This is a genomic window from Paracoccus niistensis (genome assembly GCF_042432925.1).
GTDB lineage: Bacteria > Pseudomonadota > Alphaproteobacteria > Rhodobacterales > Rhodobacteraceae > Paracoccus > Paracoccus niistensis.
Map to the genome: position 1 here is coordinate 40,703 of NZ_JBHLWE010000005.1, position 22,124 is coordinate 62,826.

Below are 22,124 nucleotides of genomic sequence, written 5' to 3' on the forward strand. Positions count from 1 at the left end.
AGATGCACTCTCATCTCTCTTGACGAAGCGCTGTAGGATCGAGTGCAAGCGGGGGTTCTCCCTGTTCGCTGCATGACGCATCCGGCGATATTTGGCGCCATGATGACACGATGCTGACGGACTATATCCGCTGGGGTAGCGAGGTCGTCCTGGATAACATGGACGTCCGCATGACATGGGGCATGCTGGCTCTCGCCGCCATCCTCGCGTTCATCAAGTCGAGTTCGACGCGACCGCATCCCCGCCGTCCAGGCGGAGCGGAACTGCGGCTAGAGCCGGCTCGGGTCCGGGCAATCTCCTGCCAGCGCATGGAGGATTGAGCACCCCGGCTGCCCGTCGCCGGCACAACTCTGGACGAGATGCTACAAGGCTACACGCAGCTGCGACAGGTCAGCCAACCTTTCCACGACCTGGGCAAGATGGCGCGCGGCGATCTCGCGCACGTTGGCGCTGCTGCGGCTCGTCAGGAGATTACGACAGTCCTGCAGCGAAAAGTCGAGTTGCCGTGCACGGCTCAGGAACTTCAACCGGTGGACATCATCGGGGCTGAAATGGCGGTAGCCGTTCGGCCTGCGCTCCGGGGTCACAAGACCGATCTCCTCTTGATAGCGGATCGCCTTCGGGATGAGACCCGAGGCACGGGCGGCTTCGACGATGTTCATTCCAGTCCCCTTTGCCCTGAAGGATGCCACGTGCACGCTGACCACGGTTGCGTCCGAGCCAGCCTGGACAGGCCGTCAATCGGCACCAGGTTGCCAAAGATCAGCGGTTTACCGAATGCCGTTTGCAACCTGAACCTCTCGCACGAAGCGGATGATGCCGGCCAGCTCCGGGTCCGTGAGCCCCGGAACCGGGGCCATGTTTCCGAACGGCCAGTGATGGGCACGCACTCCATTGCGAGCTGCCAGGACGAAAGCCATGTCGCCGTGGTGGCTGGGTTCGTAGATCTTGTGGATGAGCGGTGGTGCAATTCCCGCCCGCCCCTCGGCATCGGGGCCGTGGCAGGATGCGCAGTTGGCGGCGAAGGCCTGCTGACCGGCTTTGGCTTCGGGTGACAACGTGGCCGGCAGGGTCACAGCAACAAGAGCCTGACCCTCTTCTGGCGGCCTTCCGGCATCGGATTGGCCCCAGAGCCACCAGGCACCGCCTGTGGCAATCGCGGCAATCGCCGCAACATAAACAGTTCGCATGATCTCTTTCCTCTGATCGGCTCGCGCAGAGGAAGAGCCGCGCGAGCGGTGCCGGAGAGGCCTGAATTTGATACGATGACTTGATCGGACTGGCGCCGGGGAGCCCGGCGCCGGCTTCCACAATCCGGTCAGTCTGACGCCCCATAGACGACCCCGTTCGGGCGGTCGCCCACCGGCACCGATCCGACGACTTCTTGGCGCGCGACGTCGATGACCGAAACACTGTCGTCCGCGATGTTGGTCACGAACACGAAGGCACCGTCCGCCGAGACCGACACGCCATGCGCGCCAGGAGCGGTTTTCAGCGTCTTGGCAACCGAGCCGGCCGCCGTGTCGATCACCGACACGGTATCGTTCGGCGTGGCCTCGGTCCCCTGGTTGGCGACATAGACCTGCCTGCCATCGGGGGTGGCGATCATCTGGATCGGATTGGGACCGACCTCGATCCGGCCCGTGACCTCGCGCGTGGCGGTGTCGATCACGGCGACCCGGTTCTCGTCGCGCAGCGAGACATAGACCTTCCCGCCGTCTGGGGTGAAGCCTACCTGGACCGGCGCCGCGCCCACCGGAATGCGTGCCGCCTCGGTGAGGCTGGCCGTGTCAATGACCGAAACCGAGCCGTCCTCGACATTGGCGACGTAAAGCTCGGCCCCGTCGGGGCTGAGGCGCAGCCCATGCGGAGAGGCGCCGGTCTCGATGCGGGTAGCGACGGTCCCCTGCGCCAGATCGACCACCGCCACCTCGTCGCTGCCCGACAGCGAGACGAAGGCACGCCCCTGCCGGTCGGCCACCACATGGGCGGGATGCGAGCCGACCTCGACCGTAGTCGCCTGTTTCGAGAGATCCTTGGGATCGAGCACCACCAGAAGGCCGCCGACAGTACCGCTGTCGGCATGATCATGACCGTCGTCCCCGTGGCCGCCACTCGCCGGTGTGCCGACCGCCAGCAGGAAGCGCCCGTCCGGCGTCAGATCGACGTTGTGGGGCGACACGGGCAGAGGCACCGCGGTCACGGATCCCGTTCCCAGATCGATGGCACTGAGGGTGTTGCCACCTTCGTCGGCGGACCAGACAGTGCCGCCGGTCTGGCCGAAGTCGATGGCCTCGGGGTGGGCCTTCGCCTTCAGCCAGGCTTCCATCTCGGCGATCTCGCGCTCCTGCGCGGCGATGATCTGCTCGGCCCACGCCCTGGTCTGCGGGTCGTCGCCGTGCTGCTGCACGATCCGGGCCATGTCGATCGCGCCCCGGTGATGCGGGATCATGCCCCGCACGAAGGCCGTGTCGGGGTCATCGGCCCTGACGCCTTCCATCATCGGCCCGTGCATCGCGTCCATGGAGTCCACATAGGCGCGGGTGAAGTCGGGAACGTTCCCGTCGGCTGAGGCCGTTCCGGCAGCCTTGGACGCATCGGCCGCACCGTGCATCATCCCGGCCTGCATCATCTGCTGCATGGCGCTCATGCACTCGGCAGGCATGGCCTGCATCATGGTCTGCATCTGGTCCGGCATGCCCGACATCGGCATCGTCGAGGCGGCAGGCGGGGCGGCCTGTTCCTGCGCCTGTGCAGGGTGGTGGGTGTCATGCCCGACCTGGGCGAGGGCAACAGTCGGCAGCCCCGCCGCGAGGCCAAGGGAAAGGGCGATTGCAGTTCGTTTCATTGCTGTTCATCCATGTCGGGGAAAACGCGGCATCACACAGCACACGCGCGGTCCCCAGTGATCGTTGATGTCCGAAGGACGTTATCAGCCTGTCGGCCGAAGCAGCCGGAAGGCGTGGACCTCTCGGGTCCGCAACGCCTTCACGCGGCAGCGGATGAACGTGGTGGCCGCAGGATCCCCTCGGGCATCCGCCCCAGACGGTCTGCCAGGATGCTGCGAGGGGCCTCAACGTTGGAAGGCGGATGAGCCTCCGTGCTCTCGGGCAGAAGGGCGGTGATCGTGCAGAACTGGGCGCAGCAGTCGTCCTGAGAACCTGGCCCGCTCCCGCTGGAGCCGTCCTGATCCCCGGAAATCGTCCGGGCACAGCCGGACGACGCATGAGAATGATCGCAGCCCTGGTCCAGGCGCGCGGCGATGGCCGTCTCGGTATGGACCGTGTGTCCTGCCGGAAGAGCGTGGGCGCCGGCCTGCAGAGCCAAGGCGGCGAAAGCCACGATCAGCCATGCGGTTGCCAGCCATTGCCTCCAGCAGCCGCGAAGCCTCATGCCCTTTGCCACACCCCTGTTCATCAAACCGTCCGCTCTCTCCTCCTGCCCCTCAGGAAGCGGGCAAGCATCGATCATCTGTCAATGCTATCATCACATCTAGTACCGCAAGATGACACCCGAAAGCGGCGAGGTTGCGACATGATGCCGCCAGCCAGACAGTACCAAACAACCGCTCAGGACATCTTCTGGCATAGCTTTGCTCTCTGAAGCGGCGACGCATTCGCGATCACACTGACCGACGACAGCGCCATGGTAGCCGCCGCGATGACAGGGGCCGAAGGCTTGTCCCTGACCCGAGCGGCGCCTAGCCGCCGCTCCGTTTCGCCTGGACAGCGCGTATCCGGTCAGGCCAGCGCGACTTGATGAACGCGAGGATGGCGGCGACATCGCCGTCATCCAGGATCTCACCGAAAGATGGCATGCCCGATGTCATGGCCACACCCATGTCATCCAGCACGGCCTGACCGCCGCGGCGGATGTAATCGGTCAGCATGGCATCGTCATGGTGCCAGGTATGGCCGGTCTCATCGTGTGGCGGAGCGGGCAGAACCCCGTTGTCACCGGCGATCTTCCAGTCCGGTTGTCCCTCCAGCCCGGCTCCGTGGCAGGATGCGCAATGCTCGGCATAAAGCGCACCTCCGCGCTGCAGGTTGGAGGCCCGGCTGGAGAACCACACCGCCCCAGCCGCCACGCCAGCGATGATCAGAACGATCAGCCCTCGCGCCAACAAACCACCGGCATTGGAACGTCTTGCAGCCATGCCGGGCAGATTGCGGCGGTTCGCGCAAAGGTCAAGATTTCGCGGCGAGCGTCCCTTGACCTTCCCGCGCTGGAAGCTCCCATCTTGTCAGGCATGACAGGAGCCAAGGAAGGTCTCATGCGCTTTCATATTCCCGACATGAGCTGCGGCGGCTGTGCCCGCAGCGTCACCCGTGCCATCGAGTCCGTCGATGCAGATGCCCGTATCGCTATCGATCAAGGCAGTCGCACGGTCGAGGTGTCGTCCGATCTGACGCCGCCGCCGTTTGAAGCCGCCTTGGCTGTTGCAGGCTACCCTGTGGCGCCGGCTGCCGGCTGACCACCCGCATCCACCACTTCAATCCAGCGGGAATGTCGCCGCCGCCGGGTCCCCAGTTCACCTCAAGGGACGTCCCAAAGTTCAGACCGAGGCGAAACAGGGGTACATGTCCCAGAATGGCCAGGCCGAGCCGTGCCGCGGCTCATTCGAAGCGATCCGAGCTCTGAGCGGGCGGTTCTATCCCGCGTCATCTGTTGCTGCGTGTGACCAGAATTGCGACGATTGTTGGTGCTGTTGTCCAGAGCTCACAAGGAAAGAAGGCAGGTGAGCTACTCATTCTCAAGGGCTGCCGAGACAACCGTGGATGCCCGGCCGGAGGCCGTCTTTGCGGTCCTGGACAACCCTCTTCGGCTGGGACGGCACATGACGAAACCCTCGGCCATGATGCTGGGTGGGTCCATGCGCTACCGCCTCGACGCTGCAGAGGGACGAGCGGTTGGGTCGATCATCCGAGTGGACGGCTCTGTTCTTGGCCTATCGCTGTCGATCGTGGAACGCGTCATTGAACGGCATCCACCACGCGAAAAGATCTGGGAAACCATCGAAGAGCCGAAGCTCCTGATGTTTGGCGATTACCGCCTCGGTTTCGAGGTTGTGCCGGACGGACCGGGAAGCCGGGTTAGGGTGTTCATCGCCTACAATTTGCCGCGAACCACCACGGGACGCCTGCTCGGGCCGCTCGGCGCTCCGGTCTACGCCCGCTGGTGTCTTTCGCGTATGATCGCTGTGGCCCGGGAAGCGCGTGCCGGGGACGTGGTCTGAACTGGGCCCAACGGCTCGGTCCTGGGGATGTCATGGTGGGACAACGTCGGACTGGCAAACGAGCCTGCGCAGAAACGAAGGTACCGGATGTTCATTCGAGGTAGCCAACAAGGTTCGATCCGAGGGGACAAAGCCTCCGAAAAGAGCGAAACCGAGCCGCAGAACGAGAATGCGCAGCATGGCGCCTGGATCTGTATCCCGGCTCTGAACGAGGGCCGAGGTGCCTTCAGGCTCTTTGCCGAGGGCGACGAGCTCTACGAGGAGATGGTTGCGGCAATCGAGCGCGCGGAAAGCAGTGTCCGCCTGGAATCCTACATCTTTGCAGATGATGAGGTGGCTGCTCGCTTCACCGCTGCGCTCGCCAGGAAGGCTCGTGCCGGCATTGACGTATTCATGCACCTCGACAGCTTCGGTTCAGGACTCCGGCCCCGCCGACCTCTGCAGAGCGAACTTGAACGCGCTGGCGTCCGGTTCCGGTGGTTCCATCCCTTCCGACTGCGGCGGCCGCTTGAGTACCGGCAGCGCAACCACCGCAAGCTCCTCGTCGTGGACGATCGGGAGGCGTTCCTGGGCGGCTTCAATATCGAACGCCTTAATTCTCGCGCGCTCCACGGTGAAACACGCCAGCGCGACAGTCACGTGCGCGTGGGGGGCGAACTCGCACCCTTGGCCGCCGCACTGTTCGATCGGCTCTGGCACCATCGGAGACAGCCTGTCGCCGAGGCTATCCCCCAAGACATGGCCGGTATCGAGGCGTTGCTCGTGCCAAGCTATTCCCGCCATTGCCAGCAGCGGCTCGCCTGCCTGCACGTCGGCCTGATCAGGAACGCGCGCCGGCACGTGTATCTCACCTCGCCTTATTTTGGCCCCGGCACGATCGTCGAAACAGCGCTGCGATCTGCGGCGGGCCGGGGCGTCGATGTGCGCCTGCTGGTACCCAGGCGGAGCGACCCGCTGGTGGCCGGCTGGGCGACCCGCGCCGCGTTCGAACCGCTTCTAAGGGCCGGAGTGCGGATCTACGAGTATCTGCCGCGCAAGCTGCACGCCAAGACGTCCGTCATTGACGGAGAATGGGCCGTCATCGGGTCGGCGAACCTCGATTATCTCAGCCTGTTTGTTAACCAGGAGATCGTCATGTTGGCGCGCAACCGGATGTTGGCGGGGGCACTACGGACTCAGTACCAGCGGGATCTCGATGACGCCGCGGAAGTGACCTTGCCTCAGTGGCGTCGCCGCGGCTGGGGTGCGCGCGGGCTGGAGACAATCGGGCGGGCGACGCGCCGGCTCCAGTGAGTGCGGCTGCGCGCAAGAAGCACGAGCGTCGCATATCCTCGTTCATGAAATCGTGATCCGAGCGCGTGGTGCGCACGCTGCCCTGTTCAGCGCGCAGACCCGTGCCGCCGCCACAACGCGACCACCGCCGAAGTTGTGCCGGCCCTCATCCTTGGCCGAGCGCATCAGCGATCAGGCCAATACCGAGCGCCGCGTCGGTCTTGGCGATGGAACTGCCGGACTCGCGGATGGATCCGGTGAGCGCCCGAATGGCGTCGATCGTCTCCGGGATCACAATCGCCTGATTGTCCACCATGTAGGCATAGAAGAGCTCGTCGCCCTCCACCTTCAGCATGTCGGCCCAGAGCGCGACCTCATACAGGTTGTCGTGCGGCCGACCGAGATCGGCCATCAGCTCCTTGACCGTGTTGAGCGCCGTCAATCCGGCCTCGAGACGGATCAGGGCGATGCGAGAGGAGGACCGAAAGGCATCCAGCACCTCTTCCTTGCTGGCCCGGCGGTTCATCTGCACCGACCAGTAATGCAGGTGGGCAAGCGTCTGCGGAACCTTGACGGCCATGGTGACGACATCGAGATCGGGATCGACGCTCTGGGCATCGGGACCCTGATGGCTCGGGATCTCCGGCTCGGGCACCAGCGTGTTCATGATCCCCCCCTCGTGGCTTTCCCAAGGGTCGGTGGCGCGCCGGAGCAGCGTTCCCCGCGCGCGGCGCAGCAGGCCCGCGCGCTTGAGTGCGGCCAAGGTCCGAACCGTCGAAGTGGTATTGCAGGAAACGACGCGGGTGCTGTCGCGGTCGAGGGCGCCCGCATAGTTCACCTCGGCCACGAAGGAGTGGCCGGTCAGCTCGTGCTTCTCGCCGCCCTGGAGGATAAACTTGATGCCACGCTGCCGATAAAGCTCGACGTTCCTGGCCGCGACCCGCTTCGGTGTGCAGTCGACGACCAGATCCGCCGCATCCAGAAGATCATCGAGAGTTCCTTCGACTGCAAGGCCCACATCCCGCATGGTTTGCATGTGCTCGGCAGAACCGCCGAAGAGGCGGAAGCCCTTCTGCGTGGCCATGCGGGGGCGCCAGTCGGTTGCAACATCCGCGACACCAGCGAGCTCCATATCGTCCTGCCGCGCCACGGCCTCGGCGACGCGCTTGCCAATGACGCCATAGCCATTGACGGCGACGCGGGTTTTTCCATTTGGGTTCATTGAGTCCTCACCAAGTTCTATTGTCAGGGGTCAGGGCGGCGAGGAGCTAGGGATATTGCCGCCCGCCGCCGGGTCCTTGACCGGCCGCAGGCAAGAGCTTCGGGACGAAAGCCGGCACCTCGGCCATGTAGCGTGAATAGGCGTCGCCGAACTCAGTCACGGCTTCGCGTTCCTCGGCGCGGGCGAGGCGCGAATACATGACGACAAGCACCGGAAACATGAGGAGGGTAAGGAGGGTCGGCCATTGCAGCAGGAAGCCGAAGAGGACGAGAATGAAGCCGATATACTGGGGATGTCGCACATAGGCGTAAGGGCCGGTGGTCGCGAGGGCGTGCCGGCGCTGCGCCTCGTAGAGAACCCTCCAGGCGGCCGAGATCATGAGGAAGCCGCCGCCGATGAAGACAAAGCTCAAGAGATGGAACGGCCCGAAATGCGGATTGGCCTTCCAGCCGAACAGCATTTCCAGCAGATGGCCGGCATCGTGCGACAGCCAGTCAACTCCCGGATAGCGGCTCTGCAGCCAGCCCGAGAGAAGATAGATCGTCAGCGGGAAGCCGTACATCTCGGTGAAGAGCGCGACGAGGAAGGCACTGAACGCTCCGAACGAGCGCCAGTCGCGCGCAGTCCGCGGCTTGAAGAAGCTGAATGCGAAGAGAATGAAGATGGCCGAGTTGAGCACAACCAGCAGCCAGAGCCCGTAGGCAGGCGCAGTGTCCGTCATCACTGATCACCGGACCGGTTGATACCGGAGTCGCCCCGCGCACTGTCGTCCTTCGTCCGATCGCCCAAGCCCCCATTCCCGTGGCGCCCGCCATGGCCTCCATGCGCGCCATGCATGAAGAAGTGCATGCCTCCGCAGAGCAGCAACAGCAGCAGCAGAGGTCCCGTTCCGACCAGATGTGCCCAGTGCTCAGCAATCAGGAAAAAGCCGCCGACGCCGAGGAAGCCCAGGAGCACCAGGTTGGTCGGGGAGGCGAAAAAGCGGCGCAGACCCTCATGTTGATTACTGTCTATGATCCGTATCCTTTGTTTTGATTACGCCGGCTCATCCGACGGCTAACGGCTGACCCGTCTCGGCGGCCGGAATCCGACCGTTGCCGATCCCGTCCAGCCGGGTCCGCTTGAGGAGGAGCGCGTTGACGGCCACCAGGGCCGAACTGCCCGACATGGCCAGGGCCGCCACCTCGGGGCTGATGACCAAGGGGTAGAACACACCCGCCGCCATCGGGAATGCCACGACATTGTAGGCCACTGCCCAGAACAGATTCTGATGCATCTTCCGCAAGGTGGCCCGCGACAGCTCGATGGCGGCGACGACATCGTAGGGGTCGCTCTTCATCAGGACCACGTCGGCGCTCTCCATTGCGACGTCGGTGCCGGCCCCGATGGCGAAGCCGACATCGGCCTGGGTCAGGGCCGGTGCGTCATTGACGCCGTCGCCTACCATGCCGACGCGCTTGCCCTGGGCCTGCAGCTCCTTGATCTTGTCGGCCTTCTGGCCCGGCAGCACGTCGGCGAGTACCATCGTGATGCCAAGCTCACCCGCGATCCTGCGGGCAGTACCCTCGTTGTCGCCGGTCAGCATCGCCACCTCGACACTGCGCTCGCGCAGGCGGGCGACCGTGGCCTTGGCGCTTGGCCGCGGCGCATCGGCGATGGCGATCAGGCCCAGCAGGCGGCCGCCACGCGCGACATGCACCACGGTGCGCCCCTCGCCTTTCAGCCGTTCAGCCTCGGCGGCCAGCGCTCCGAGGCCGATACCCTCCGCATCCATCAGACGGCGATTGCCGACGAAAACGGTCTCGCCGTCGATCTCGGCCTGGGCTCCCATGCCCTCGCGGTTGAGGAAGCTGCCGGTCTGCGGCACGTCGAGCCCCTTGGCGCGTTCAACGATCGCCAGCGCCAGCGGGTGGTCCGAGCCGCGATCGACTGCCGCTGCGGCGCGGAGCGCGTCCTCCTCCGGGTGACCCTCAGCCGCGACGATCCCGACAACTCGGGGCGCGCCCATGGTCAGCGTGCCGGTCTTGTCGAAGACGATCACGTCGAGCTTGGTGGCGTTCTCCAGGGCACCCGCATTCTTGAACAGGATGCCATGCGTCGCCCCAAGCCCGGTGCCGACCATCACCGCCATCGGCGTGGCGAGTCCCAAGGCGTCGGGGCATGCGATCACGAACACGGTGATCGTCAGCGTCAGCGCGAAGAGCAGCGACTCGCCGATCCACCAGAACCACACCGCAAAGGTCGCGAGCCCGATCACGATGGCGATCAGCACCAGCCATTGCGAGGCGCGGTCGGCGAGGAGCTGCGCGGGAGCCTTGGAATTCTGCGCCTCCTGCACCAGCTTGACGATCTGGGCGAGCGCGGTATCGGCACCGACCTTGGTCGCGCGATAGCGGAAGCTGCCGCTCTTGTTGATGGTGGCACCGATCACCAGGTCGCCGGGCGTCTTCTGCACCGGCATGGACTCGCCCGTCAGCATGGATTCATCGACCAGCGACTCGCCCTCCAGGACCTCGCCGTCGACCGGGATCTTGTTGCCGGGCCGGATCACCACGGTATCGCCAGCCCGGACCTCGGCTGTCGGCACCTCGACTTCGTGTCCGCCGCGCAGAACCGTCGCCATCGGCGGGGCGAGGTCGAGCAGTGCCCGGATTGCCGCCGAGGCGCCGGCGCGCGCCCGCATCTCCAGCCAGTGGCCGAGCAGGATGAAGACGAGGAGCACGGCAACCGCTTCGTAGAACTGCACGCCGTAGAAGAAGAAGGTCGCTCCGACGCTGAACAGGTAGCCGGTACCGACCGACAACACCACCAGCACCGCCATGTTGAGCACGCCATTGCTCAGCGCTCGCCCGGCAGCGGTGAAGAATGGCCAACTTGGATAAATGATCGCTGCAGTCCCGAGGAAGAACAGCCACAGGTCGAGATCGAATCCGAAGGGCGGCGCCGGGGGCGTGAACATCCCGCCCATCGGCGAGTAGATGAAGAGCGGCACGGTAAAGGCGAGCGCGATCCAGAAGCGGTTGCGCATGTCGCGGACCATCGCCGCCATATCCATGCCGGCGCCGTGGCCCATCTCGTGGGCCATCTGGTCCCGTGCAGGCGCAGCCCCGTGTCCCTCATGCGCCGCGCGCGCTGACGCGGCGTCCGGGGCGCAGATATGACGCGGCGTGACCTCGCCACGACAGCGAAAACCGCACGAACCGATGATCCACTGTAGCCGTTCGACGCTGGTGGCGCCCGGGTCAAAGTCGACCGTGACGCTGCCGGAGGCAGGATTGGCCACCGCCCGGCGCACGCCCGGCTCTTGCCGCAGCTGCTTCTCGACCCCGAGATGGTCGAGTTCCTCGAAGAGGCCACCGACCTCCAGTGTCACCGTGCTCATGGGCCGACCTCCGGCAGTCGCTTCAAAGCCTGTTTTCCAGGGCTCGCGTCCGACTGGGATCAGCCGCCGCAGCAGCCCTTCGACTCGCTGCTGGCTGCTGGCTCCGCTTTCGGCGCTTCGGTTGGCGCCGGCGCCGCCAACTTCTCAGACTGCGCCGTGCTGGTTGAGGCGGCCTTGCCTCCGCCGCAACAGCATCCAGTGGCCTGATCGGCGCTTGATTTCACTTCGGTGGTCATCGTCGTTCTCCTCGACTGGCGCGATGCGCCTGGTTCTTGGTTCACTTAAAAGGACGCGGAAGAGGGGCGCGCATTACAGCTCTTCGCCCTTGCGGGCATTTGCGTACCGGCGCCGGGCACGTACGGCCTCCTCGCAGCCGCAGTCGAGATAGCCGTGCACCGGACAGGTCAGGCACATTTCCTCAAGCCGCCGCTTCAGCGCCTGCCGGGCGCGGTGCAGCCGTACGCCGAACGCGTTGAGCGTGATGTCGAGATGTGCCGCCACCGCCTCCCGCGTCTCCTCCATCAGGTCAATGCGCCAGATCACTTCGGCGTGTTCGGGTTTCAGAGTCGGCAGAAGCTTGTAGAGGCAGTTGCAGACCGCCTCCTCCAGTTCGGGGTCGGGCACGGTGGACAATCCGTCGAACTGCTCCGGACTCATGGCCGTCTCCCGTTCTCGCTGCCGTGCGGCCTGCCGCTGATGGTCTGCGATGCTGGTGGCGAGGATCCGGCTCAACCAGCCGCGGGCGGTTCGGACATCGCGCAGATCCCCCGACTTCGAGAGCGCCCGGAGCACAAAGCTCTGAAGGACGTCCTCGGCCTCGTCGGCGCTGCCGAGCCGCCGCCGCAAGTATGCCAGAAGCTGCCGGCGGCTATCGACCAGCGTCTGGCGTACGGCGGCATCCGAGGCCGGCTTGACGCTCTGGCCGGCCTCAGCCTCGTGATCGGGAGCCTTCATTGTCACCTCCGCCTCATCAGACGCGCCGGCGGCGGCATTCTTACACCCGCCGCGACCTGCCCGTGCCTGCACAGTCGCAGCTCTGGAAGCCGTCGTCGCAGCACCCCGCGCACCGCTCCTCCAGCTCCGTCTTCAGCGCCCGTCGGGCGCGATGCAGGCGCACGCCGACATTGTTGGCCGTCACGCCCAGGTCGGCCGCGATCCGCTCACGCGGCACTTCGTCGAGATCGGCGCGGCGAATGATCTCGGCGTAGTCCGGCTTCAGCGCCGGCAGGACGTCGTGGACGCAAGTGCAGGGTGTCGCGACCGGCTCCGGATCGACGGCCGCCTCCTTCGGTTCGAGCGCGTAGCCCGCCTCGGCCCGCTGTCGCGTGGCGCGGCGACGATATTGATCGGTCAGCGTATTGCGCAGGATGCGGCCGAACCAGGCGCCGATGTTCTCGTCGTTCTGCAAGGTATTCGCCGCACGGATTACCTTGAGCGAGAACTCCTGCACCGCATCCTCGGCGTCCTCGGGACACGCAAGGCGACGGCGAAAATAGCGGAGGAACTCGCTCCGGCATTGGATGAGTTGACGTTCGACCGCGCTATCGCGGGCGGCCAGGTTCTTCGGGTGGGGTGGGTGACGGAAGAGTATAGACATCGTAGGTGGCTCCAAGCGCATGGAATCGATAAGTCCGGTGGTGCCGCCGGCGCGGGGACGCGCCGAAGATCACCGCTCAGGCGTTCGCTGGGAGACGAGGCGGGCGGAAGATGCCGCCGATTGATTGCGATGTTTCGGGCAGCGTAGGTTCGATTTGCCGCTCACCGGATTGCTTGAAGGGTGCGGGCAACGCCGGAGCAGGCTCGGCAAGATAGACGCATGCGCCATTTGCGTGGCAGGATGCGAGCTGCCCCGCATCGGTATCACTCCGGTCATCTACGGACTGCGCAACCTCCACCACCTGCATCGACTGCGCGTGGGTGGACGTATCGTGCTGAAGATCGGACACACCGCCGATGACGACCAGCAGACAGAGCAGAACGACCCAGCCCCACGCCCTTGCAGGCCGGCTGCAGTTTGATCTCTGTCCAAGGCTCGCGCGCATCGACATGGCATTACCATGAAGCACCAGCGGCGGGCGGCACACATTGATTTTGATCAAATAGCCGCAAAGCTGCAAGCCTGCCGCCGGTCTCGAGACGCAAGTCCTGCCCGCCCTATCCGTACTCTTGGATCTCTTTGTACAGGCGCTCGACATCCTCCCGTTGGCAGAGCCCTGTCCCGGCTGAAAGTACCGCCGCGGCGCCTGCCGCCATTCCGTAGGCGAAGGCATCCTCGACGGAGCGCCCTTGGGCCAGCCCAAGCGTCATTGCAGCCGTGGCTGAACACCCTGTGTGGCGCCCCGCCGCGCAACGCGGGGCGCGGCGTGCATCGGCAGTAGCAGGTGTGATGTCGCGTTTCTCCCATTGGCCGCTGCGCTCGGGTGGAAAGCCCGGTCGAGTGGAGCCTGAGAGGCACAAGGGCTGACCAGCCGGCAGCCTTATGATTGTAACTGAACTGCCGCCCTTGCTCTCGACTCTGCGCCTGTTCGTCATCTTGCGCCTGCCGGCGGCAGTGGCATGCCGATCAGCTTCGTTCCGCACTGCACTTCGTGAGTGCCGCCGCAGGGCAGGTTCCCATTCCCCCCTTCCCCGCCGCCTCGATCGAGGGGCTTGAGCCCTCTATGGGAGTGTAAGAAGCGATGACCGTTTGCGTCTATCAGAAAGACCGAAACGGTTGCGGCCCAAACAGAGGGCCAAGCCGGCCGGCTGCTTGCATGAGCTCGAGCTCCGGCCCGGAGCCTCTGGGCCAAGAACAGGAATGGAGAACCACGATGAAGAGATCCCTCGCAATTCTCGTTGCCTCGAGTTTCGCACTCGCAGCCGTTGGCGCCAATGCCGGGCAGCACGACCAGGACCAGTCCGGAATGATGGCAGACGGCAGCGGGCAGCCGGGTGGCATGATGGGCCGAGGCGGCATGAGCCATGCCATGATGCTCAAGATGATGGTGGCGCTGGCGGACACGAACAACGACGGGGCATTGTCGCTCGAAGAGGTCCAGGCCGTGCACGCGCGAATGTTCAACATGGCCGACGGCGATGGCAACGGTCAGGTAACCATGGAGGAGATCCAAGGCTTCATGCAGGGCGGCGCGACGGCGGCTCCGCAGGCTCGGTAGCCATCCCCGTCCTACGAGGGCGGTCGAGGGCCCGGCGGCATGAAGCAGCAGGGCCTTCTCTCCCTCGGCGTGATTGCAGCCCCGACTGTTCAATGGGGCGCGTTCCTGGAGCAGCGAATGAAGATTACCATTTTTGAGGCCGAGGAATGGGAGCGGCGGGCCTGCCAGCAGCTGCAGCCGGCGCATGTTGTGAGTTGCACCGCCGAAGCCCTCGACGCAGGCGGCGCCGAGACGCCCGGCGACGCGGAGATCGTCAGCACCTTCGTGAATTCGCGGCTTGGCAGTGACGTGCTGGCGAAGTTTCCCGATCTGAGGCTGATCGCCACCCGCTCGACCGGCTACGATCATATTGACCGCGATTGGTGCGCCGCGCATGGCGTGACGATCGTCAACGTACCCGATTACGGTGATGCGACCGTGGCCGAGCATGCCTTTGCCCTGCTGCTTGCCGTAGCACGCAACCTGATCGAGGCGGTCGACGGGACCCGCCGTGGGAGTTTCTCCCAGTCCGGGCTGCGCGGGTTCGAGCTGCGCGGCAAGGTGCTTGGCGTCATTGGCACCGGGCGGATCGGTCTGAAGGTGATCGAGATCGCCGGCGGCTTCGGCATGAACGTTCTGGCCCACGACCTGAGCCCCGATGCCGAGGCGGCGACGCGACTCGGATTTCGCTACGATGATCTCGACGCGGTTCTGACGGCGGCGGATGTGCTGACGCTGCATGTGCCGGCCACGCCCACCACGGCCGGCCTGATCGGCAACCGTGAATTCGCACTGATGCAGCCGGGCACAGTACTGATCAACACCGCCCGTGGCAATATCGTCGACGTTCCGGCTCTGGTTCGGGCGTTGGCTGACGGGCGACTCCGCGCCGCAGGGCTCGATGTATTGCCGCAGGAACCGCTGATCCGTGAGGAAGCGCAGATCTTTCGGGGTGCCTGGTCTGAAGGATATGACCTCAAGGCCCTTGTCGCGAACCACGTGCTCCTGCGCTTTCCGAACGTGATCGTGACACCGCATATCGCCTACAATACCGAAAGCGCCGTCCGTCGCATAATTGACACCACACTGGCCAACATCGAAGCCTTTGCCTGTGGGCAGCCGCAGAACGTGATTGCCCCGCCGCAGGGGAGCGCCGGATCAGGCACGGATCGCGCTCTGTCGCTGGTGCTGGAGCAGGAGGATCGAGAAAGGGCAGGCGCCGGTCTGCCAGGCGATATCATCATACCTGATGGTTAAGCGCTCGCCAGGAAGCACCATGCTTCACCCGGAATGTGACACGGCGTTTTACCGTTCGCTTTCATTCTTGACCAGGCCGGAGTGAAAAGGCTCGGAGGCCGAGGGTGATCACGCCGGCAATCCAGGCGAGCGCGGGGACAAGAAGCACCCAGCGGAAGTCCGACGCGATCGCGAAATTGATCCGGCTCATGAGAACGGTCGAGAACAGTCCGGCGCCCGCGAGAAGCAGCAAGGCTACCCTCGAAGGTCGGCCCCTACGAGAGACGAGGTGGACCGCCAGGAAAGCCAGCAGCCCGGTTGCCACCGCGTGTCCCCCCAAGACAACGAACACGCGGTTGAGCCAGATGGCGAGTTCCGGCGCGGCGCTGGAGAGCTCGGCCAGCGAGCCGCCAATGAAGCGCTCATCTTCCGGGAGAAGAGTTGGTCGCAATGCAATGAAATAGATCCCCATCCCCACTTGGAAGGCGGCGCAGCCGCTCAGCAGCCCGAGGCCAATCGCTCTTGCTGTGAAGCCTCCTTGGTTTGATCGATTCTCATTCATCTCCTCGGTTCTCCTGCGCCGGGCCTCCGCTGCCGCCTCCTCATGCCCTGCGTCCTGGGCACGAGCAGCCCTTGCTACAAACTCGCGGGCCGTGGCTGAGGCCAATGTCATCCCTTGAAATTCAGAACTCCGGCTGGCCGGAACCGTCGTAGCGAGGTGGCAGGCCGTCTGTCCCGTTGTCGTGGCGGCCTACCACCTCGCCCGATTGCCTCGTCCGCCGGTCACATGAGCCAGCAGACGAGGACAATTCTTCACCCGCAGCCCTTCACCAGAACGGCCTGCGGGCGGTTCGTCCGAACATTAGGGACGCCAGTCGCTATTAGCGGCCACTTCGGTTCCCCGGGCAAAGCGGACGGATCGCCGCAGCAGGACGGCAAGGCCCAAGAACAGCATCGCGCCGAAGCCCCAGACGCGGGCGTAGCCGATCATGTCGCCCCAGGGTGCCAGAGCATAGACCAGCGCCAGCAGTGCCCAGACCATCGCCACGCCTACAACAAGCCAGATGTCTTCGTTCATCGCCTTTTCTCCTTTCAATGCCCGGACCCGCCGACGGCGGTCACGGGCAGGCTCTGCATCAGTTCGAAACCCAGTGTCGTGAAGCCATACATGGCCAGCACGATCACCAGCATCGCGACGGGCCCCGTCCAAGCGGCCACCCCTGCGCGCAGCGGCACCGCTCCCCATTCAGGCACCGGCAGTGCCAGCTGCGGCGCGGTTGCGCCACGCTTCGGCACGATGGCCGCGGCAACGCCGGCCGTGAACACCAGAAGCGCCAGTGCCATCAGGCTGCCCCCCACGCCCATGATGGCCATCAGCGTCTGCCACAGCACCGGGGCCTCGCCGCCGTAGCTCACTTCGATCACCCGCCGCGGCACGCCGAGATAGCCCGCGGCCACGCCCGCGCCGCCAAAGAGCATGAGCCCGGCCAGCGCCAGCCAGGGCATCAGCCGCATCAGGCCCGGCCGCGCCAGTGCCCTTCCGCTGAGCGCGGGCAGCATCACCGAGAAGGCGGCCAGCAAGGTCATGCTGACGGTGCCGACGGTGAAAAAGTGGAAATAGCCCGGAACGAAGAACGTATCCGACAACAGAGGCGCCAGCTTTTCCTGGATCAGGACGAAGGCCAGCACGATCCCGAAGGCCATGCTGATCACCGCGACGCCTGCAGCCGCCATCGCTGGCTGCCGCCAGGGCAGCATCCTGATCCAGCCGAAAAGTCCCCGCGCGCCCTTGGACCGGGCGTGGACCTCGAGCGAGGCGACGATGATCAGGAACGCGGTCAGCGTCGGCACCGATACGAACAGCGACAAGAGCGAGCCCGTCACCTTCACCGCCTCGGGCAGGCCGGGTTCAAGGAACATGTGATAAAGCGACGTCGGCGGCACGAAGACCAGATACATGGCGAAGACGATCTTCGAGAACCGGGCCCCGAACACCGACTGCACCCCGGTCAGGGCTTGCATCAGCACGTACCACATCAGCACGGTGGCCATCAGCGGCAGATAGTGCAGGTTGTGGAACAGGATGTGCCAGTTGGTCGCCTGCGCGGCGGGGAATGCCCCGATGCCCAAGACCCAGAACGCACCGGGCAGGAAGGCGTGCAGCGCCGCGAAGCCTGTCACCATCAGGAACCCCGCCCAGGCCAGCAGGGCGAAGCCGACCGCGCTCAACCGGTCGCGTCCACCTTTCCGGAGGGAGCGCAGGAGGGTCGCGACCGCCGCCGCCGGGGCCAGCATCAGGCCGAACCCCAGCAGGATATAGCCGAGATTGAACACCAGAAGCGTGCCCGGTTCCTCTCCCAGCAGCGCGGGCGCGCCGTCATAAAGCGGCGGCGTGCCCATATAGGCGCCGGTCAGGCTGAAGCCGAAGCCCAGCAGCATCAGAAGCCCCCCGGCCGCGGCGCTATTACGCCAAGCCAGACCGGCCCTGTCCTCGATCGCCGCAAAGCCCAGAAGCAGCGCGACCTGGGCCAGATAGAGCCAGTAGAAGAAGACGCTGACGCCGTGGAGCGTCAGGAAGCGGTAGCCGGAGTCGGGCGCCGCTTCGATGAAGCCGGCGCGCGCCAGGGCGGTCAGCACGCCGCCGAGAATTCCCAGCCCCAGCGCGGCCAGCGCGACTGCCGCGATCGTCAGCAGCAGGGCGCGGTCGCGCGGCGGCAGTGCGGCGAACCGCGTGGTGAGAGCTTGTGACATGATGCTTTCCCTCTCAGACGACATCGATGCGCGCCTGCATGGCGTCGTGCCCGGTGCCGCAATAGACGGTGCAATAGACCAGATAGCTGCCGGGCTTCTCGAAGGTCAGATCGACCTCCGTCACGGTGCCCGGGCGCAGGCGGATCATCCGCGATCCACGCCCGAACTGGATCGAGGCGCCGTGCGCAATATCGGTGGCCATCAGGCGGAACCGGTAAGGCGTTCCCGCATCCAGCCGCAGATGAGCCGGCTCGTAGAACCAGCGTTCGGCGATCATCGGGATGCTGAGCGGTTCCGCGTGATCGTCGGGCGCCGTGGCTTCGGATTGTCCGGCATGGCCGTCATCGTGGCCGTGGCCCGCCGCCGCTGGGTCAGGAGCGTGCGCGGCCATGATCGTGGCGGGAACCGCCGTTTCCACCGCGGCCATTGCTTCGTGTCGTGGATAAACGCTGCCGTCATCCTGACCGAAACGCGCGATAAAATTTTCGACCTCGGCGCGGAACGCATCCGCGTCCGGGCCGGCGGCCCCAGCGCCGTGGCCGCCTTCGCCGTGCCCGCCGCCGCCGTGCGCGGCAGGCTGATCATCGGCACTTTCCGAAGGGCTGAACAGGGCCGCCGGTCCGGGGGCGGCGCCATAGCCGACCCACAGGCCGTAAAGGCTGACACCGCCGAACCCTAGGGCGGCCACGAAGCCGCGTCGGGTGGTTAGGTGTGATAAATTGCTCATGTCAGGTCTTTCCGGTTGCTTCCGATGAAGGTGCAGTCGTTGCGCACCGCATCGGGCTTTTAGCGTGTTCGCATGACCGCGGCCGACTTGCCCTGCGCCGCGGTCGGGGCGGCAAGCGGGGCGTTGGCGTCGCGGGGTTCTCGGGCGCTGCGCCGCAACGCCCGTTGGCGGCGCTCAGGCCTCGAGGACGCGGATGGGGGGGCGAAGGTCCGGCATGGGGCCGATGCCCCCCGCAGCCTGGCCGCCGCTGCTGAAACCTGCCGCCAGGACGATGTCATTCTGGCCCAGCACGGCAGGCAAGGCGGGCAGAGGCACCGCCATGCAGGCGGACATGGTGCAAGCGGCGGCACTGCATCTGCTGTCCGCAGGATCCCCGCAGCTTGTCGCCTCGCCGTCCGCGACGGCCGCTAGCGGCAGGTCTATGCCAGCTTCGTGGCAGGGAGATTGCGCGCCGGACATCGGAACAGCGGACGCGGCGAGAGTGGGCGCGAACAGAACCGACAAGACGGCCAGCAAGGCGAGAAGGCGGACACGATCCAGCACTCGGCCGAGGACCGCCATGCCTTCGTGTGAAGCCCGCCAGAATGTCATCGTCTCGCTTCGTAACAGGGATCCGGAGCGTTGCCTTGAAGCAGTGGCAGGATGCGCTATGCCGCCGATTCGGCGGCCCGTCATTGACCCAGGTCAACGAACCGGCTCGTAGCGGAATGCTTCTGCAGGACGCTGGCGGGCAGGACCGGATGGATCAGCCTGGCAAAGATTTGGCTTACCCCCCCCTTTCCGGCCGCCGCCACTGCCCCTTCCGAACGAGGCTTCGCGCTGTGGTTGTCGGCTTCCTCTTCTCGAAGGCTGCGGGAAAATGGGCCATGCGGAGCGTCGGGTCGGGGTGGCGGCCCGGAATTTCGGCAAAATCCGGCTCGAAGAGATGCGGAAGATGTGCTAGCACGCTCATGAGCAGGATTTGGGAAGGACAAACCAGGTCAGCATGACGGCAGCGGTCTTGACACATGCGGGCTCAGCGGGCGGGACGGTGCAGCCGATCCGCACCCTTGGCCCATGGGTGGGGATCGGTCGTCTGTTTGCCTGCTTTGCGCTGGCTTTGGTGCTGGCGCTGGTGATTTCCCCGGGCGAGGCACGCGCGCACGGCCTGCATGGATCGCCGGCGCCGGTCGCGCAGACCGTCGAGACAAGCTCGGTGGCGCAGGCAACCTCTTCGGGCGCCGAAAAAATCCCGGCCTCCGACTGCATGACGTGCTGCACGTCGTCGGGGTGTCTGGTCACCAACCTTGCAGCGCATGATCTCGATCCTGCCGACCAGCCGCCGGGCGTTTACCGGGCGGCTTCAGTCATGGTGGTGTATCAGACACCGCCGCACGGATTGCTCCGACCTCCGAGACACGCCGCCTGACTGCACGTTCTACGCCGCGCCCATGGGCCGCGGCCTGTCTTGCTGTGTCTGCGAGGTCTTCAATGCATCCACTCCGAACGCCCATACTGGCGACTCTGATGATTCTTGCGTCTCTCTCGGGCGCTTCCGCACACGAGGGACACGCCCACGGCGACGCCCCGCCCCCGCCGAATATCCAGACAGCACCTCGTGCGACGGCGGCCAGCCCGCTGTTCGAGCTTGTTGCAGTTGCTGCCGACAACGCCCTGACGATCACTCTGGACCGCTTCGATACGAACGAGCCGGTCTCGGGCGCCACGATCGAGGTCGAGACGCCGGAAGGGCCGGCCGTTGCCAGCATCGACGCCGAATCATACCGGTTGGATGCGCCCTGGATTTCAAGGCCCGGCGACCACGAACTGCTGTTCACGGTCACGGCGGGCGCAGACATCGACTTTCTGCCGGCGACGCTCAGGATCCCCGCTGCGGCCACGCCGCCTGCCGAAGAGCCCGGAGCGCGTGGATTCCTGAGCGCGGCTTCCGTGCAGGAAATCTCCAAGGCCGTCTTTGCCGGAATCGGCGATCGCCTGCGCCGCAATGATCCGGCGATGCTCGCGATGGGGGGCATCGGGTTTGTCGCCGGCATGCTCGTCATGGCCCTGATGCGCCGCCGGCGCCTCGCGGCCGGGGTGACGGCCGCGATCCTGCTGGTGGCGCTGAGCAGCACCTTCGCCCATGCCGAAACGGCGGCCCCGACGGGCGGCACGGTTGTGCGCGATGTGGCGCAGCGCCTTGCAGATGGCCGGGTGTTCGCCCCTAAGGCGGCCCAAAGGATCCTGGCGATCAGGACCATGGTCGCATCCGAGCAGGAACATCGCCGCAGCCTGGAACTGCCGGGCCGGGTGATCGCCGACCCCAACGCCAGCGGCTTCGTTCAGACAGCGGTCGGCGGCCGTCTGTCCGCGCCGCCCGGCGGCTTCCCGCCCCTTGGGGCCAAGGTCGAGGCAGGCCAGGTGCTTGCCTTTATCGAGCCATCGCTTGCGGCCATCGACCAATCGTCGATCCGCCAGACGCAAGCCGAACTGGACCAGGAAATCGCGATCAGCGATCGGCAGGTCGAACGATTCCGCAAGCTCAGGGCGTCCGGCGCGGTGTCCGCGACCCAGCTTGACGAGGCGGAAATCACCCTGGCCGGCCTGCGTGAGCGGCGCGCGGCACTTGATGAGATGAAGCTTGTCGCCGAGGAGCTGGTCGCCCCGATCTCTGGGGTCGTGGCGCTTGCCAATGCCTCGCCAGGCCTGATCGCCGAGAGCAATACGGTCGTGTTCCACATCATCGATCCCGCCCGCCTGTGGATTGAGGCCTTGTCCTACGGCGGCGAGGCGATCGGCCAGACGGCATCAATCGCCGACGCGGAGGGCGGTCTGATCCCACTTCGCCTTGTCGGCACGGGCTTTTCCGAAAACAGCCAGGCCCAGCCCCTGCACTTCGCCATCGAGGACAACGGAGAGCGGATACGCCTTGGCCAGATGGTCACCGTGGTGGCAGAGACAAGCGCCTCGGCTACCGGCCTCGCGGTGCCGCGGGATGCGGTGATCCGGGGAGCGAACGGCGGAGATATCGTCTATGTCCACACCGATCCCGAGGTCTTTGAATCCCGGTCGGTGCGCACCGAGCCCCTCGACGGGGCTCGCGTGCTGATCGTGGCGGGCGTGGCGCCCGGCGACCGGGTGGTGACGCAGGGTCCTGAACTTCTGAACCAGTTGCGGTGAGGTTA

General features: G+C 65.5%; 26 protein-coding genes. 9 read left to right on the forward strand and 17 right to left on the reverse strand.

The window, feature by feature from the left end; translation table 11 throughout:
• The first annotated feature begins 110 nt into the window (after positions 1-110).
• Complete coding sequence (locus ACFFII_RS01840) at positions 111-320, forward strand: hypothetical protein (protein WP_377697180.1); 210 nt, start codon at positions 111-113, stop codon at positions 318-320.
• Positions 321-362: 42 nt separating this feature from the next.
• Here the strand turns inward: ACFFII_RS01840 and ACFFII_RS01845 are convergent, their stop codons facing one another.
• The 4 genes from ACFFII_RS01845 to ACFFII_RS01860 form a co-directional block, all read right to left on the reverse strand.
• Positions 363-662: a MerR family transcriptional regulator gene (locus ACFFII_RS01845; protein ID WP_377697181.1), complete on the reverse strand. Its 300-nt coding sequence runs from the start codon at positions 660-662 to the stop codon at positions 363-365.
• Between the two features lie 108 nt (positions 663-770).
• A complete protein-coding gene (locus ACFFII_RS01850) occupies positions 771-1,190 on the reverse strand; it encodes a cytochrome c (RefSeq protein ID WP_377697182.1) in 420 nt (139 codons plus the stop codon).
• Positions 1,191-1,318: 128 nt separating this feature from the next.
• Entirely contained in the window at positions 1,319-2,848 is a 1,530-nt protein-coding gene (gene copM / locus ACFFII_RS01855; protein ID WP_377697183.1) for a CopM family metallochaperone, read from the reverse strand.
• A gap of 852 nt (positions 2,849-3,700) precedes the next feature.
• Complete coding sequence (locus tag ACFFII_RS01860; protein ID WP_377697184.1) at positions 3,701-4,156, reverse strand: c-type cytochrome; 456 nt, start codon at positions 4,154-4,156, stop codon at positions 3,701-3,703.
• Positions 4,157-4,273: 117 nt separating this feature from the next.
• On the opposite strand from ACFFII_RS01860, the gene ACFFII_RS01865 reads away from it, so the two are divergent.
• From ACFFII_RS01865 to ACFFII_RS01875, 3 genes are all read left to right on the forward strand, one after another.
• The gene (locus tag ACFFII_RS01865; protein WP_377697185.1) at positions 4,274-4,474 is read left to right on the forward strand and encodes a heavy-metal-associated domain-containing protein; all 201 of its coding nucleotides are present in this window, start codon (positions 4,274-4,276) and stop codon (positions 4,472-4,474) included.
• A 300-nt stretch (positions 4,475-4,774) separates the two neighbouring features.
• A complete protein-coding gene (locus ACFFII_RS01870; RefSeq protein ID WP_377697229.1) occupies positions 4,775-5,236 on the forward strand; it encodes an SRPBCC family protein in 462 nt (153 codons plus the stop codon).
• A gap of 87 nt (positions 5,237-5,323) precedes the next feature.
• The gene (locus tag ACFFII_RS01875) at positions 5,324-6,529 is read left to right on the forward strand and encodes a phospholipase D-like domain-containing protein (protein WP_377697186.1); all 1,206 of its coding nucleotides are present in this window, start codon (positions 5,324-5,326) and stop codon (positions 6,527-6,529) included.
• A gap of 145 nt (positions 6,530-6,674) precedes the next feature.
• Here the strand turns inward: ACFFII_RS01875 and ACFFII_RS01880 are convergent, their stop codons facing one another.
• Genes ACFFII_RS01880 through ACFFII_RS01890 form a run of 3 tightly spaced genes read right to left on the reverse strand, consistent with a single transcriptional unit; the run spans position 6,675 to position 8,627 of the window.
• A complete protein-coding gene (locus ACFFII_RS01880; RefSeq protein WP_377697187.1) occupies positions 6,675-7,730 on the reverse strand; it encodes a type II glyceraldehyde-3-phosphate dehydrogenase in 1,056 nt (351 codons plus the stop codon).
• A gap of 46 nt (positions 7,731-7,776) precedes the next feature.
• Positions 7,777-8,451 carry a methyltransferase family protein gene (locus tag ACFFII_RS01885; RefSeq protein ID WP_377697188.1) on the reverse strand — a complete coding sequence of 225 codons (675 nt, stop codon included), beginning with the start codon at positions 8,449-8,451 and terminating at the stop codon, positions 7,777-7,779.
• Positions 8,451-8,627, reverse strand: a complete 177-nt coding sequence (locus ACFFII_RS01890; RefSeq protein ID WP_377697230.1) for a DUF2933 domain-containing protein — start codon at positions 8,625-8,627, stop codon at positions 8,451-8,453. Before ACFFII_RS01890 ends, ACFFII_RS01885 begins: the two co-directional genes overlap by 1 nt.
• Between ACFFII_RS01890 and ACFFII_RS01895 the strand changes: the two genes are divergently transcribed.
• A complete protein-coding gene (locus ACFFII_RS01895) occupies positions 8,544-8,765 on the forward strand; it encodes a hypothetical protein (RefSeq protein ID WP_377697234.1) in 222 nt (73 codons plus the stop codon). The genes ACFFII_RS01890 and ACFFII_RS01895 overlap by 84 nt on opposite strands.
• Before the next feature lie 10 nt (positions 8,766-8,775).
• Here ACFFII_RS01895 and ACFFII_RS01900 read toward each other — a convergent pair whose 3' ends face one another.
• The 5 genes from ACFFII_RS01900 to ACFFII_RS01920 all read right to left on the reverse strand — a co-directional run bounded on the left by ACFFII_RS01900 (position 8,776) and on the right by ACFFII_RS01920 (position 13,211).
• A complete protein-coding gene (locus ACFFII_RS01900; RefSeq protein ID WP_377697189.1) occupies positions 8,776-11,112 on the reverse strand; it encodes a heavy metal translocating P-type ATPase in 2,337 nt (778 codons plus the stop codon).
• A gap of 59 nt (positions 11,113-11,171) precedes the next feature.
• The gene (locus tag ACFFII_RS01905) at positions 11,172-11,348 is read right to left on the reverse strand and encodes a hypothetical protein (protein ID WP_377697190.1); all 177 of its coding nucleotides are present in this window, start codon (positions 11,346-11,348) and stop codon (positions 11,172-11,174) included.
• A 73-nt stretch (positions 11,349-11,421) separates the two neighbouring features.
• On the reverse strand, positions 11,422-12,066 hold the full coding sequence (locus tag ACFFII_RS01910) for an RNA polymerase sigma factor (protein ID WP_377697191.1): 645 nt from the start codon (positions 12,064-12,066) through the stop codon (positions 11,422-11,424).
• Between the two features lie 40 nt (positions 12,067-12,106).
• On the reverse strand, positions 12,107-12,709 hold the full coding sequence (locus tag ACFFII_RS01915) for an RNA polymerase sigma factor (RefSeq protein WP_377697192.1): 603 nt from the start codon (positions 12,707-12,709) through the stop codon (positions 12,107-12,109).
• 76 nt (positions 12,710-12,785) lie between these two features.
• Positions 12,786-13,211, reverse strand: a complete 426-nt coding sequence (locus tag ACFFII_RS01920; protein WP_377697193.1) for a hypothetical protein — start codon at positions 13,209-13,211, stop codon at positions 12,786-12,788.
• A gap of 711 nt (positions 13,212-13,922) precedes the next feature.
• Here ACFFII_RS01920 and ACFFII_RS01925 point away from each other — a divergent pair.
• A complete protein-coding gene (locus ACFFII_RS01925; RefSeq protein ID WP_377697194.1) occupies positions 13,923-14,267 on the forward strand; it encodes an EF-hand domain-containing protein in 345 nt (114 codons plus the stop codon).
• 39 nt (positions 14,268-14,306) lie between these two features.
• On the forward strand, positions 14,307-15,503 hold the full coding sequence (locus ACFFII_RS01930) for a hydroxyacid dehydrogenase (protein ID WP_377697195.1): 1,197 nt from the start codon (positions 14,307-14,309) through the stop codon (positions 15,501-15,503).
• 61 nt (positions 15,504-15,564) lie between these two features.
• On the opposite strand, the gene ACFFII_RS01935 is transcribed toward ACFFII_RS01930, so the two are convergent.
• The 5 genes from ACFFII_RS01935 to ACFFII_RS01955 all read right to left on the reverse strand — a co-directional run bounded on the left by ACFFII_RS01935 (position 15,565) and on the right by ACFFII_RS01955 (position 19,281).
• Positions 15,565-16,044: a hypothetical protein gene (locus ACFFII_RS01935; protein WP_377697196.1), complete on the reverse strand. Its 480-nt coding sequence runs from the start codon at positions 16,042-16,044 to the stop codon at positions 15,565-15,567.
• Positions 16,045-16,344: 300 nt separating this feature from the next.
• Entirely contained in the window at positions 16,345-16,560 is a 216-nt protein-coding gene (locus ACFFII_RS01940; RefSeq protein ID WP_377697197.1) for a hypothetical protein, read from the reverse strand.
• A gap of 14 nt (positions 16,561-16,574) precedes the next feature.
• Entirely contained in the window at positions 16,575-18,233 is a 1,659-nt protein-coding gene (locus tag ACFFII_RS01945; protein ID WP_377697198.1) for a cbb3-type cytochrome c oxidase subunit I, read from the reverse strand.
• 13 nt (positions 18,234-18,246) lie between these two features.
• Positions 18,247-18,960, reverse strand: a complete 714-nt coding sequence (locus ACFFII_RS01950; protein ID WP_377697199.1) for a cupredoxin domain-containing protein — start codon at positions 18,958-18,960, stop codon at positions 18,247-18,249.
• Between the two features lie 174 nt (positions 18,961-19,134).
• The gene (locus ACFFII_RS01955) at positions 19,135-19,281 is read right to left on the reverse strand and encodes a hypothetical protein (RefSeq protein ID WP_377697200.1); all 147 of its coding nucleotides are present in this window, start codon (positions 19,279-19,281) and stop codon (positions 19,135-19,137) included.
• Between the two features lie 664 nt (positions 19,282-19,945).
• Here ACFFII_RS01955 and ACFFII_RS01960 point away from each other — a divergent pair.
• A complete protein-coding gene (locus ACFFII_RS01960) occupies positions 19,946-20,368 on the forward strand; it encodes a hypothetical protein (RefSeq protein WP_377697201.1) in 423 nt (140 codons plus the stop codon).
• A gap of 98 nt (positions 20,369-20,466) precedes the next feature.
• Positions 20,467-22,119 carry an efflux RND transporter periplasmic adaptor subunit gene (locus ACFFII_RS01965; protein WP_377697202.1) on the forward strand — a complete coding sequence of 551 codons (1,653 nt, stop codon included), beginning with the start codon at positions 20,467-20,469 and terminating at the stop codon, positions 22,117-22,119.
• Positions 22,120-22,124 lie beyond the last annotated feature (5 nt).